Source organism: Hyphomicrobiaceae bacterium, assembly GCA_041397645.1.
Classification (GTDB): Bacteria; Pseudomonadota; Alphaproteobacteria; order Rhizobiales; family Hyphomicrobiaceae; genus Hyphomicrobium_B.
Window position 1 is genome coordinate 1899566 of sequence record JAWKWE010000004.1, and the last position, 13183, is coordinate 1912748.

At 61.1% G+C, this 13183-nt stretch carries 11 protein-coding genes; 6 read left to right on the forward strand and 5 right to left on the reverse strand.

Annotated elements, in window-relative coordinates; all coding sequences use genetic code 11:
* Positions 1-88: 88 nt before the first annotated feature.
* The 4 genes from R3D51_08810 (at position 89) to R3D51_08825 (ending at position 3777) form a co-directional block, all read left to right on the forward strand.
* Entirely contained in the window at positions 89-1264 is a 1176-nt protein-coding gene (locus R3D51_08810) for a VWA domain-containing protein (protein ID MEZ5899578.1), read from the forward strand.
* A 204-nt stretch (positions 1265-1468) separates the two neighbouring features.
* Positions 1469-1978 (forward strand): hypothetical protein, encoded by a 510-nt coding sequence (locus R3D51_08815; protein ID MEZ5899579.1) that lies wholly within the window; start codon positions 1469-1471, stop codon positions 1976-1978.
* 55 nt (positions 1979-2033) lie between these two features.
* Positions 2034-2399 (forward strand): ABC transporter permease, encoded by a 366-nt coding sequence (locus R3D51_08820; protein ID MEZ5899580.1) that lies wholly within the window; start codon positions 2034-2036, stop codon positions 2397-2399.
* A 118-nt stretch (positions 2400-2517) separates the two neighbouring features.
* A complete protein-coding gene (locus R3D51_08825; protein MEZ5899581.1) occupies positions 2518-3777 on the forward strand; it encodes a GNAT family N-acetyltransferase in 1260 nt (419 codons plus the stop codon).
* Between the two features lie 43 nt (positions 3778-3820).
* Here the strand turns inward: R3D51_08825 and R3D51_08830 are convergent, their stop codons facing one another.
* The 4 genes from R3D51_08830 to R3D51_08845 form a co-directional block, all read right to left on the reverse strand.
* On the reverse strand, positions 3821-5866 hold the full coding sequence (locus R3D51_08830) for a DUF4332 domain-containing protein (GenBank protein ID MEZ5899582.1): 2046 nt from the start codon (positions 5864-5866) through the stop codon (positions 3821-3823).
* 153 nt (positions 5867-6019) lie between these two features.
* On the reverse strand, positions 6020-7075 hold the full coding sequence (locus tag R3D51_08835) for an NAD(P)/FAD-dependent oxidoreductase (GenBank protein ID MEZ5899583.1): 1056 nt from the start codon (positions 7073-7075) through the stop codon (positions 6020-6022).
* Between the two features lie 40 nt (positions 7076-7115).
* Positions 7116-7436, reverse strand: coding sequence for a 2Fe-2S iron-sulfur cluster-binding protein (locus R3D51_08840; GenBank protein MEZ5899584.1), 321 nt, complete (start codon positions 7434-7436; stop codon positions 7116-7118).
* A gap of 269 nt (positions 7437-7705) precedes the next feature.
* The gene (locus R3D51_08845) at positions 7706-8092 is read right to left on the reverse strand and encodes an Hpt domain-containing protein (protein ID MEZ5899585.1); all 387 of its coding nucleotides are present in this window, start codon (positions 8090-8092) and stop codon (positions 7706-7708) included.
* Between the two features lie 431 nt (positions 8093-8523).
* Between R3D51_08845 and R3D51_08850 the strand changes: the two genes are divergently transcribed.
* A complete protein-coding gene (locus R3D51_08850) occupies positions 8524-11262 on the forward strand; it encodes a hypothetical protein (protein MEZ5899586.1) in 2739 nt (912 codons plus the stop codon).
* 62 nt (positions 11263-11324) lie between these two features.
* Positions 11325-12311, forward strand: coding sequence for an N-acetyl-D-Glu racemase DgcA (gene dgcA, locus R3D51_08855; GenBank protein ID MEZ5899587.1), 987 nt, complete (start codon positions 11325-11327; stop codon positions 12309-12311).
* 6 nt (positions 12312-12317) lie between these two features.
* On the opposite strand, the gene R3D51_08860 is transcribed toward dgcA, so the two are convergent.
* Positions 12318-13172 (reverse strand): rhodanese-related sulfurtransferase, encoded by an 855-nt coding sequence (locus R3D51_08860; GenBank protein ID MEZ5899588.1) that lies wholly within the window; start codon positions 13170-13172, stop codon positions 12318-12320.
* Positions 13173-13183 lie beyond the last annotated feature (11 nt).

Below are 13183 nucleotides of genomic sequence, written 5' to 3' on the forward strand. Positions count from 1 at the left end.
TTTTGCTCACTCACGCTGCGCACATGCGGCAAGCCGTAGCCTCCTCGCGCCCTTCCCCCGGTCGCCGCGACACCCTAATCTGTCCGCCATGTTCGTAACCTTCTTCCATGAGCTCAGAGCCGCCAAGCTGCCGGTGACGCTGAAGGAATACCTCACGCTGCTCGAAGCCGTCGAAGCTGGCGTCGCAGCTCAGCGTGTGGAGGACTTCTATTATCTGGCACGCGCAACCCTAGTGAAGGATGAGCGCAACCTCGATCGTTTCGATCAGGTCTTCGGTCACGTCTTCAAGGGACTGGACTTGATGGCCGATGCCGGAACAGCCGAGATTCCCGAAGAGTGGCTGCGTCTCGTTTCCGCTCTTCATCTGTCCGACGAGGACAAGAAGAAAATCCAAGAGTTGGGCGGCTGGGAAAAGATCATGGAAGAGCTGCAAAAGCGGCTCGCCGAACAAAAGGAACGGCACGCAGGCGGCAACAAGTGGATTGGAACCGGCGGCACGTCACCCTACGGCGCTTATGGATACAATCCAGCTGGCGTGCGCATCGGACAAAAGGAGAGCCGGCACAGGCGCGCCATCAAGGTTTGGGACAAGCGCGAGTTCAAGGACCTTTCGGGCAACGCCGAAATCGGTATTCGCAACATCAAGGTCGCGCTGCGCCGGCTCCGCCAGTTCGCACGGACCGGTGCGCCTAGCGAACTCGACCTCAATTCAACGATCCGCGGCACGGCGGAAAAGGGCTATCTCGACCTGCACCTCAGGCCAGAGCGCCACAACGCGGTAAAGCTGCTGATGTTCTTCGACATCGGCGGCTCGATGGACGACCACATCAAGGACGTGGAGGAACTGTTCTCTGCGGCGCGCACCGAGTTCAAACATCTTGAATACTTCTACTTCCACAACTGCCTTTACGAGGGTGTGTGGAAAGACAACGCCCGCCGGTGGAGCAACAAGACGCCGACATGGCAGGTGCTCAACACTTATCCGGCCGACTACAAAGTGATCTTCGTCGGCGATGCGTCCATGAGCCCATACGAGATTACCGTGCCTGGCGGTTCGGTCGAACACATGAACGAAGAGCCCGGCGCTCTATGGCTCCAACGAGTGACGGACATCTACAAGCACGCCGTCTGGCTCAACCCGGTGCCGGAGACCTATTGGAGCTGGACTCAATCCATCGGCCTCATACGCAGGTTATTCTCCGATCGTATGTATCCGCTCACTCTGGAGGGCCTGGAAGCGGCCACGCGAGAGCTGATGCGCTGATTCGTGCCCCAAAAAGCGGCGCTTGGCGTGGAAATGGGCGGGAAAGGCGTTGACCTGCGCGCGCACGCGGGTCAATTCTCCCTTTCCAAGGGCAGAGCAATTGCGGGCTAATGCCGGGATGAGTGCGGGGGCGCACCAGTCTTGAAGCGATGCAAGGCTCAAGGGGATGCCAGGCTAAGAAAAGGCTCGGGGGAAATGGAAGCCATGATCAAGAGAATTGTCGCGGCCGGTGGCCTTGCTATGGTCCTAGCCTCTCTTGGCGGGTGCGGCGCAAGCATTCCTGGAATGTCGACGAGCGCTCTCTCGCCCGGCAAGCCGGCTCAAGACGATCCGACGTCACGCGCTCTGCAAGTGGGCAGCACCTCGGCCCGCGCCATCAAGTGCGGATATAACTTCGACCCGGTCAAACTGCGCACTCAGTTCCTTGCCGCCGAGGCCGTCACCAGTCCTACCAACGTTGACCAGATCGCCAAGATCTACGACACCGCCTTCAACGGCGTCACCAAAGCGGTGGCGACGCAAGGCGAGGGCTATTGCAGCGAAGAGAAAGTCGCTCAGATCAAGGCGGCGCTAACACGCCATCTCGCAGGCGATTACGCCCCGCCCCAAGCCGTGATTAAGGACGAAGGGCTGTTCGGATCTCTCGGAGATACGGGCAGCGGCGATAGCGAGTACGCAAAGAAGATGCAGGCAAACCCGACAATTCAGCACTAGCGACTTGCGTCGCGCACCTTCTCTCCCCCAGCACTGGAATGGAACCCTCGTTGTCATGGAGCAGCTGATCTGGTTCGAAGTTGCGTTTAAAGGCGCGCTCGGACTGGTTCTCGCAATTCTGCCCCTCACCACGTTGCGTGTCTTGGGGCTTCATCGCGACAGTCAGCGCTTTTGGCCACGCCTTGTAGGATGTCTGCTCGCGGGCATTGCAATCGGCACGGCCGTCACAATGTTGACGCCTCAGGCTCGCGGCGGCATCGGACCCGCCGGTCTCATCCCGATCAACCTGATGCTCGCAGCCGGATTGCTCTCCGCCCTCGTGTGGGGCACCTCAGCGCCGGCACGCCGAGGGCGCTTCGCAGTATTGGTTCTTGGGCTCGCTAGCCTGGCGCTGGCGTTCCTCGAAATCGCTCACATCTGAGACGACGCGTAACCGCTCGCTAACTACGCCGCATGAGGTTTTCGCGCTCAGTAACATCTCGATAGGGCGACAGAGCTAATGTTGCGTTTATCGCAGCTTCAAAGCTTCCGCTTCACCCATGTCCCTCGCAACTGCCACGGCAAGCACCGCTTCGGCGCGCCTCTCCACGGCCTCCCTGAAGGACAACAGCGCACACGAGCGGACCGCACCGCCCGGTAGCGCCGACATATTTGCTCCCGCCGCACCAATTGAATTTACCCTCATCACGTCGCGAAACGCATTCGATGCGCTGGAAGATGAATGGAACGCGCTGTTTGCGCGCGCAGCCACGTCCGCCCAGGTCTTCCAAACCTTCAATTGGAACTGGCATTGGGCCAATCACTACCTGTCGGGCGCTCCGGGCGGCATAAATCTTTGCGTTCTAGCAGGCCACCGCGACGGCAAACTCGTAATGGTGTGGCCGCTGGTACGCGAGCGGGTACGCGGCATCGCGCAGATCTTCTGGATGGGCGAACCGGTAAGCCAATATGGCGACGTGCTGATCGACGACATTCCCGATACCCTGCCCGCTCTAAAGGACGCCTGGAACTATCTGCGCAAACACGCCCACGCCGACGTGATGCGCCTTCGCCGGGTGCGCGAGGACGCGCGCGTTGCTCCGCTTCTGCGCGTCATCGGCGCGTCGGCATCAAATCCGCAAACGGCGCCCTATCTGGATCTCGCTTCGGCTGAGAACTTCGCGGCTTATGAGCAACGCTACACTTCGAAGGCGCGTCGCAACCGCCGCCGATTCATGCGTCGCCTGGAAGAACAAGGCAACGTTCGCTTCGCGCGTATTCACGGCGGTGGCGAAGCGCGCACGATGGCTGAGCGCGCAATCGATATGAAGACCGCTTGGCTTGCAAGCCGTGGACTGTTCTCGCAAGCACTCGCCGACAAGCGACTGCGCGGTTTCTTTGCTGATGTGGCCGAATCCGCCTCCCATCCGACCGGTTGCGTGGTCTCCAGGCTGACGTCGAACGATGACATCGCTGCGCTCGACGTTTCGTTCGCCTGTAAGGGCCGCCTTGCAGTTCACATGATCGTCTTCAATCTCGCATACGAAAAAGCGGGCGTAGGCGGGTTGCTGATGGAGCATTGCATCAGCGACGCTTTCGATGAGGACATCGCGACCTTCGATCTATTAGCGCCGGGCGATGCCTACAAGCTCGAATGGGCCGACAGCACCATTGGGACCAATGACTGGTCGCAAGCTTTATCGCTCAAAGGCAGCGCCTACGTTGAGATTTATCTCAACAGGCTTCGCGGACAGATCAAGTCCACCCTCGCCTCGGTGCCCAAATCGCTGCGCAAGCGGTTGAACAGCCTTCTCCCCTAGTTGGCCACACAGGCCCCAACCCAACAAACGCGCATCCAGCAGTTCAGGCCGCAGCGCGTTCAGGTTCTGCAAGGCTTGCCGCTTCCACCCAACGACCTACCCGCTCGATGTCGGGAGGATTGCCGGAGCGCAACACACTCTGGCCGTCGCGCGTTTGCGCAAATTGCAGGATGGCGGCGCAAACCGCGGACTTGTCTGCACCTTCAATCTTCTCAAGCGTATCGAACCCGGCACCTGCCAGAAGCTGCGCATGGGTCCCGCGCAGCCAAGGCACCGTGCATACCAGACGCGACTGCGCCTGCCACAACGCGAGACGTTGCGCCGTGATGTAACGCACGCCGATCTTTGCGGCAGCTTGCTCTGGATTGCAGGAAAACAGATCGCGGACCTTGTAAATCCCCGCGCGCGACAGATAGGCCGCGGTGCGCGGACCTATTGAAGGCGCCTTTTCGATCTCATCGTCCAAGGCGAGATAGAAGCGCTTTTCGCGCTCCGCCACGGGCCGGTCATCTGTGTCGGCCTCTTCTGCTTTCTGATCGGGCTCGGCATCGACCTCTTGATCGGCGTTTGCAGCAGCCTGAAATGCCCGCAACGGCTCCCGGTTGGCGTAGGGATAAACGGTTGCCGTATGAACCCGCGGTTGGTGCAGTGCGCTCACGCGCTCTTGTCCGGTTCCTGTTCCTGACACCGCGTCGTGCGCCATTCGGGGTTCGCGGTTTCGCTCATAGTCGCGTTCTAGACCGCGCTCGCGCTCGCCAGCTTTCCAACGCCGCGGCCATGGGCTGGATCCGTCGCGGTTTCGTTTTCGCCATGAGCGCAGGCTGCGCCACGACCGACGACGCCTCCAACGAGAATGTGCACGGGACAACCGGCGCTGACGTGCACTTTCCGTGTCGTCGCTGCTCGAATTTGTCTCGCGTGAGCGCGCGGATGCGGCCTCGCGTTCCTGGGCTCGGGCGCGTTCTTCGCTGGCGCGGGTGAACGCGCCAAACGACGCGACGAGTTGCTCCAAAAGCCGGTCCTGCTTTTCAAGCCGCAGCGTCAACGTGCGCATCGCTTCCGCATCGCGCGTGGTGCGTTCACGTTCCGATCTTTCCCGTGCAGCCCGATCGGCATCTTCGCGCGCCATCCACTCGCGCAACGCGCGCTCGCGCTCTGCCTGGTTTCGCTCCGCCAAGTCTCTCTGTGTACGGTCGCGCTCCGACCCATCGCTGCGAGTTTTCGTGCGGCCATCGGAGTCGATTGCTGGACGCTCGCCCTCCCGCGTCCACTCTCCTGGCTGTCGCGTGCCAACGTGCCCTGTGCGATCACCAGCGAGACGGCCTGAAGGGTCGGGGCTGTACTTAGAGCTTTCCCCGTACTCCGATCCGTTGAAGGCATATCCGGTGAAATCATGTCCAGTGAAGGCAGGCGCCGCCAATGTATCGCCCCATTGCAATCGGGCGGACGTGTCCAACGTGCCACGCGATACCGACTGCGCTTCAGCAAACTCGAACGTGCGACCTGGCCATGCCTCCTGAACAGAACGCGCTAGGTCGGCAACTGTGAAAGCGGGGGCATAGCCCACCGCGTCGTGGGAGGCCGTCTGAAACGACGTGCTGTCGTTGTCACTGTGGGGGTAAACGTTCTGTGGTGACAAAAGCCTCGCGCGATGGAGGAACGTTCGCAACGCGAGATCGTCTCCGTCCTGCATCATCACAGCAATTACATCTTGCGCTCCGGCATAAGACCGCCCGCTCCGCGCCGCGTAGGCAGCAGCGCGCGCAAGCAACAGCTTGAGCTGATCGGACGTGCGTGGCGAACCGCCCGCCGCGCCGCCCGTGTTCGCAAGCTCGGTCTCCAGCACCTCACGCAACGACCAGATCGAGCAGCCCAGCGCCTCCAGGCTTTCGTGCCACGCGCGCGCTTGCGTCATCACCCAAACGAGATGCGCAATCTCGACTTGCCCGCCGCCGCGCGCTCGCGCGTCTTCATAGGCTGCGTTGCATAGCGCCAGCAACGCTTCATCGACTTGGACGATCGTATTGACGCCAGACGCGACATTGACGGTGGAGGCGATCTCCTGACCGCAGCAGCGGCACGTGCTCATGAGCGCTTCATCCCTGCAACTTGAATTGGCAGTCCCGCGCGAACCCACGGGACCGGCGCACACGTTACAAGAGGTTGCAGAGACACAAAAATCCGCACGCGTCCCGTCCACAGGAAAGAACCGCCTGTGCGGCCAAAAGGGCGCGTTCAACGTTTATTTCACGCCGAGCTTTTTCTGTAGGCTGGAAGATGAGGTGGTGTACTGGAACAGCACCTTCTTTCCTGGGTAGACAATACGCTGCGCTGCCTGCGCCATCAGTGCCGCCTCATGGAAGCCCGATAGAATCAGCTTCAGCTTGCCCGGATACCAATTGATGTCGCCGACGGCGAAGATGCCGGGCTCGCTGGTCTCGAATTTCTCGGTGTCAACGGTGATGAGGTTCTCATTCAGGTTGAGCCCCCAATCGGCGACCGGGCCCAGCTTCATCGTCAATCCGAAGAACGGCAGCATGGCGTTGCAGGCCACGGCCTCCTCACCGCTCGCGGTCTTCACCACGACACTGTCGAGGTTGGTACCGTCGCCATTGAGCTTGGTAACTTGGCCGATCATCAAACGGACTTTGCCCTCGGCAACCAGCGCACGCATCTTCTCCACCGAATGTGGCGCAGCGCGGAAATCGTCGCGTCGATGGATCAACGTCAAACTGTTGGCGATCGGCTGAAGGTTCAGCGTCCAGTCGAGCGCGCTATCGCCGCCACCGACGATCACCACGTCGCGGCCGCGCAGGCTGTCCATCTTGCGCACGGCGTAAAACACACCTGTGCCTTCGTAGCTCTCGATGCCATCCAGCGGAGGACGCTTGGGTGTGAATGAACCACCGCCGGCAGCGATCACGACCACCTTGGTGATGAACTGCGTGCCTGCGTCGGTTATGAGACTGAAGCGGCCGTCCTCCATCTTGCTCAGCGCGTCAACGCGCTCGGAGTAGTGAAATTCTGGGCCGAACGGTTTGATTTGTTCCATGAGCCGTTCGGTAAGCTCCTGGCCGGTTACGATCGGCAGCGCAGGCACGTCGTAGATCGGTTTCTCAGGGTAGAGTTCCGCGCATTGACCTCCCGGGCGATCCAGGATGTCGATCACATGGGCCTTGATGTCGAGCAGACCAAGTTCGAACACCGCAAACAGACCGCAGGGTCCCGCGCCGATGATCACGCAATCGGTTTCAATCGTTTCGACGGCCGCCGGCGCGGCTGGTTCTTGCGGGCTCATCGCCTGTCGTCTCCGTCAGCTTGCAGTAAACTTGGGTGGTTCAGAATTGCTTTTCCGGTACGCGCAAAATCAGACCATCGAGGTCGTCGCTGACTCGAATTTGGCAGCTCAAACGGCTCTCCTCGCGCACGTCGAACGCGAAATCGAGCATGTCCTCTTCCATCTCCGAGGGCTTGCCCGTCTTCTCGCGCCAGCTCTCATCAACGTAGACGTGGCAGGTCGCGCACGCACATGCGCCGCCGCACTCGGCTTCGATGCCTGGCACGTTGTTCATCTTGGCCGCTTCCATCACGGTGAGCCCAGCTTCCGCTTCCACTGTCTGCGCCTGCCCGTCGGGCTGGATGAAGGTGATCTTGGCCATGAGGCGCTCGCCGCTCCATTGTTGGTTAATTCGAGATCCATCTCGACGCCGCGCACGGGGTCGCAAATCCCACTTGGTTCGTGTTCCCTCGCCCACCTGCAAATATGCCGAAACAGATGCCGGGGTGCGGACCACGCGCGGGGGCAGGATTAGTCGTCACAGACCGCGATTTCAAGCCGGGCGTTGGGGTTGCGAGCCATCCGCCGCACGGACGGTTGCAGGGACGGTTAAAGGGCAAGATCGGGACTCCGAGGTGCAGAAACCGCGCCTCAGCCGTAGGTCGCGGCAATGAAGTCTTCCGCCTCTTTAGCCGCAGCCGTAAGAAGACCCACCGTCTCCTCGACCTTCGCCGGATTGGAGACCCCAAGCGAGTGCTCAGCCTGCTCGGCGATCCGTGCTATCCGCCAGGCGCCGACGGCGCGTCCAGAGCCTTTCAGGGTATGAGCGGCGACCTTCCAGTCCTTCTCCGTGCGCGCAGCACCCAGCGCAGCAATGGTGGCGGGAAGCTGCGCCAGAAACAATTCCAGCACTTCTTTTTCCAACCCCGAATCGCCCAGCGTGTATCGCCGTAGGTGCTTCAAATCGACCGGTGTCGAAGGGGCGGCTTCGGCCTTTCCATAACGCTTCTGCTCTTCGTGGAATGCCGTCGCGGTCATTAAATTGCGCCCCCAGAGTCCAACACTTGGCCACCCGATCGCGCACTCAAGTCCTGATCGGAAAGCGGCCCGGCTGACCGAGATCATCTCATGTCAGAGCTAAATGGCTGTAAATCCAACATGTTGCATTCTTCTGTTTGCAGCAACACTTCGGCAATGCTTGCCGCTACACTTGCGCCAGCAATGGCTCCCTTTTTTTTGCCGGAATGCCGGGCGAAATCTTCAACACGCAACCCGGGGAAAATCTGGTTGCATCACCTAGTCTTATCGCGTTCTCCACGGCGGTGGACTGCCGGGGGAGATATGGAGATTTCTGCTTGGAGCGGGGAGGATAATTGGCCTAATCTTTGGCTCGGGAACGGGACAAGGGTTAGACCTCGAGACCTGATGGGGGCTCGGGGGTGTGAATGCGTTTCGGGGGACGTCGTGTAATGGCATTGCCGCAGGATCCTATGGCCAAACTCATGGCCGTGACCGGCCGGAGTGAGGCCGGCCGGAGTGACGACGCCTTGTCCACCACAGCGGACGAAGCCGACGCGGACGTCAACACCGACACGCCTCCAAGCCTCGGCCCTGCCACGCCGCCGCCGCTCACGGGCAAATCCACCGCCGGCGCAGCAAACGATCTCAGCGAGCCGCCGCCCCGTCGCGTCGCCCGCCGTAGACCCGCCGGACCCGTGCGCAGCAAGATCGCCGCTAACGACGACGTGCCGAGCATCGGTGGTCTGATCTATGCCCTGGAGCAGAAGCCTTCGACCAAGGTGTTCCGCACCGCCGGTATCGCCAGCGCCGCGTGGGCCGTCCTTGGGGGAATCTTCGGAGCCTACACGCTCGCCCCGCAGTGGATGGAGGGCGCAAGCTCCACTTCCATCCTTCTCAGCCCCACGACCTTTACGATCGCGGCGGCCATTCTGGTGCCGATCGCCATCGTCTGGCTGCTGGCGCTTCTCAATTGGCACGTTGCCTCGCTGGCACTGCGCTCTTCTACCATGACCGAAGTTGCGATCCGGCTCGCAGAGCCTGACCGCAACGCCGAGCAGTCGATCGCCAGCCTCGGCCAAGCCGTCCGCCGCCAAGTCTCGTTCATGAACGATGCTGTCAGCCGCGCTCTCGGCCGCGCTGGTGAACTGGAAGCGCTTGTACACAATCAGGTCGCCGATCTTGAACGCTCCTACGAGCAAAACGAGCGTCGCATCCGCGGGCTTATTCAAGAATTGACGGGCGAGCGCCACGCGCTGCTAAATACGTCCACCAGTGTCACCGAGACGCTGCGCTCGCTTGGCACGGAAATCCCGACGCTGATCGAAAAGCTCTCCACTCAACAAGTGACGCTGGCTGGGATAATCAAAGGCGCCGGTGACAACCTGTCTGCGCTCGAAACGTCGCTAGCCTCCTCCACGGGAAGATTTGAAAACGCGCTCGGCACGCGCACGCAGCAACTCCAGACCGTGCTTGAGGATTACACGACGGCCTTCTCCAGCGCCCTTGGCTCGCGTACCGAGCAAATGCGCGTTGCGTTCGACAGCTACATGCAAACGCTCGACACCACGCTCGGCAACCGCACCGAAAATCTGCAAACGGTTTTTGAGGAATATGCCAAAGCGCTGGATACGACGCTGGCAAACCGCGCGCAGGCACTGGACGTGCAGCTCGTCGAGCGTACCAAGTCGCTCGACGACGCCTTCCAGAAGCGGCTGGCGCTATTCGATGAGCAGATCCAGAAGTCGACCTCCGACATCGATCACGCGGTGTCCGAGAAGGCGGCACGACTGACAAGCGCGCTGGAGAGCCATGCCAACTCGTTCCGCGAGACGATCTCCCGCCAGGCGATGGATCTTGACGAGTCCGTCATGAACGGCATCAACTCGGTGCGTCGCACCAGCGAAAACATCACACGTCAGTCGCTGAAAGCCATCGAAGGACTGGCCAGCCAGTCCGATATGCTGAAGTCCGTCTCGGAGAATCTGCTCGGCCAAATCCACGGCGTCACGAATAGGTTCGAGAACCAGGGCCAGACCATCCTCAAAGCGGCCAACGCTCTGGAAGCTGCAAACTTCAAGATCGACGCCACGCTTCAGACGCGCCACAAGGAAATCTCTCGTTCGCTGGACCGCTTGTCGGGGAAGGCCGACGAAATCGGCAAAGTCTTCAACACCTATTCCGACAGCCTCGAAGGCTCGCTCGAATCGATGGAGAGCCGCGCGCGCGCAATCTCTCAGGAGCTGAAACAGGACACCGAAAGCCGCTCGCGCGAGCTGCTCGCGGAGCTGGAACGGGTCAAGACGCTCACCAGCAGCGAAAGCGACCGCACCTTGAACGATCTGAAGAACCGCTTCAGCGACGCTTCGGGTGAAATGACGCGAGAGTTCGCCACGCTGTCTTCTCGGCTCGCAAACGCATCGGAAGAAGCGCGCACTAAGGCCGCCGAGGCGGCTGCACAGCTCGCAGCCGAACAGACACGTATTCGCGAGGAAGCCGCGCGCCTGCCTAATACCACCCGCGAAACCGCGGAAGCGATGCGCCGCGCCCTGCAGGATCAGCTCAAAGCACTCGACCAGCTCAACCAGCTTTCTACCCGCACGAGCGCCATGCGCGACGTGATGCCACCTCAGCCCGCCGCCACCGCGCCGACGCCGCCCATTCCGGCAAGCCGCCAGCTGGCAAGCCCGAGCACACCGCCGCCCTCGTCTCCACCGCCGCCGGCACCTGCCCCAACACCGGAGCCAAACTCACGTGGGCGGGCTTCCCAATCGCGAACCGATCGCGAAGGCTGGTCACTGGGCGATCTGTTGGCACGAGCTTCGCACGAGGAAGATGTGCCTGCCGCAAGCCCTCAACCGTTCCAGCTCGATGTCGGCTTGATCTCGCACGCCATCGACGCGGCAACGGCCTCCGCAATCTGGAACCGCTTCCGCTCCGGTCAGCGCAACATCATGGTGCGCTCGATCTACACGCCTGAGACGCGGATCGTATTTGATGAGATCTCACGTCGCATCAAAGCGGATAATGATCTCGCGCAGACGGTTCAGCGCTATCTTTCGGACTTTGAGAGCATCATCAAAGACGCCGACGCGCGCGATCCTTCCGGGCGCATGGCTCATACGCACCTTGTCTCCGACTCCGGCCGCGTCTACCTGTTCCTGGCCCACGCCGCGGGCCGTGCAATCTGATCGCTGGGCCAAAGGCGCGCCGGCCTCAAGCGACTATCGCCGTTACAGAGAAAAGCGCGACCATGCGCCAGCCGATCTCTTCCATCAAAATTACCGCGACCCATGAGAGCTGGCCGCTCAAGGAGGCGTTCACGATCTCACGCGGAGCGAAGACCACTGCGGAGGTCATCCACGTCGGCGCCTCCGATGGCGAATACACTGGCCAGGGCGAGGCCGTGCCGTATCCGCGTTATGGCGAAAGCATCGACGGTGCGCTTGCGGCTTTGCGCACATTGAGCGGACTTTCCACGCGCGAAGAACTCATGACGCTGTTGCCTGCAGGGGCAGCTCGCAATGCTCTTGACTGCGCGCTCTTTGACCTCGAAGCCAAACGAGCGCAGACATCGGCCGCAGCACTTGCAGGCGCCACGAACATGGGCCCCGTTCTCACGGCCTACACGCTGAGCCTGGACACACCGGCTGCCATGGCGGCAAAGGCCCAGAGCGTTCCCCACTTGCCGCTTCTGAAGCTGAAACTTGGAGGCGAAAAAGACGTCGAACGCATGGCCGCCGTGCGACATGCCCGTCCCGATGCACGCATCATCGTCGATGCCAACGAGGCTTGGCCCGTCGAATTGGCCGAACCGCTGTTTGGTGCGGCAAAGGACGCAGGTGTCGAACTCATCGAGCAGCCTTTTGCCGCCGATGCGGACGAAGCACTGCGCAACGTGCAGCGCCTTGTCCCTCTCTGCGCCGACGAAAGCGTGCACACGCGCGCCAATCTACCCCGTCTGTGCGGGCTCTACGACGCCATCAACATCAAGCTCGACAAGGCGGGCGGACTGACCGAAGCCATCGCTTTGAAGCGCGATGCACAAGCCGCTGGCTTCCGCATCATGGTTGGCTCGATGGTGGCAACCTCGCTGGCTGTTGCGCCTGCTATGGTGCTCGCGCAAGGCGCGCAATGGGTCGATCTCGATGGCCCCTTACTTCTCGCGCGTGACCGTGAGCCAGCGATCGCCATCGAGAACGGCATCATGTCCGTGCCCGATCCCGCGCTTTGGGGATGATTGAGATTAGCTCGGCGTGCCAACTTCCTTTTGAACAGCATCGAGGCGCGACGCACACTGTGAACACAGCTGGGCACCTTGCGCATTTTTCGGTGCGGTATCATCCTTCACGGTCGGGCCGCCACATGCCGGGCACATGACATGTGTGCCAAGTTCGACGCCATGCCCCAAGGCAACGCGCTCGTCGAACACAAAGCACTCGCCGCGCCAAAGGCTCTCGCCAGGCGCCACGGTCTCCAAATACTTCAAGATACCACCTTCCAGATGGTACACCTCCTCGAAGCCCTGCGTGAGCATGTAGGCGGACGCCTTCTCACAGCGAATGCCACCGGTGCAAAACATCGCAACACGCTTGTGGCGCGCCGGGTCGAGGTTGTCGCGCACGTAGTCCGGAAACTGGCGGAACGTCCGCGTTCCAGGATCCTGCGCTCCTTCGAAGGTGCCGATCTTGACCTCGTAGGCGTTGCGCGTATCGAGGAGGACAACGTCCTCCTGGCTGATGAGCGCATTCCAGTCCTGCGGCTTGACGTATGTGCCCACCTGCATATTGGGATCGGCCTCAGGACGGCCCAACGTCACGATCTCACGCTTGAGCCGTACCTTTAGACGCGCAAAGGGCTGCTCGAGCGCATAGGATTCCTTGCTCACCAAATCGCAAAAGCGCGGATCAGCACGCAGCCAAGCCAGGAACACGGCAACGCCGGCCTCGGGGCCTGCAACCGTGCCGTTAATACCTTCATTGGCAAGCAGGACAGTGCCCACGATCGAATTGGCGCGGCAAACATCGAGAACCTGCGGCCTGAAAGATGCCGGGTCTTCGATTGAGACGAATTTGTAGAATGCGGTGACTGTGTATCTCATGGTTCGCCAAT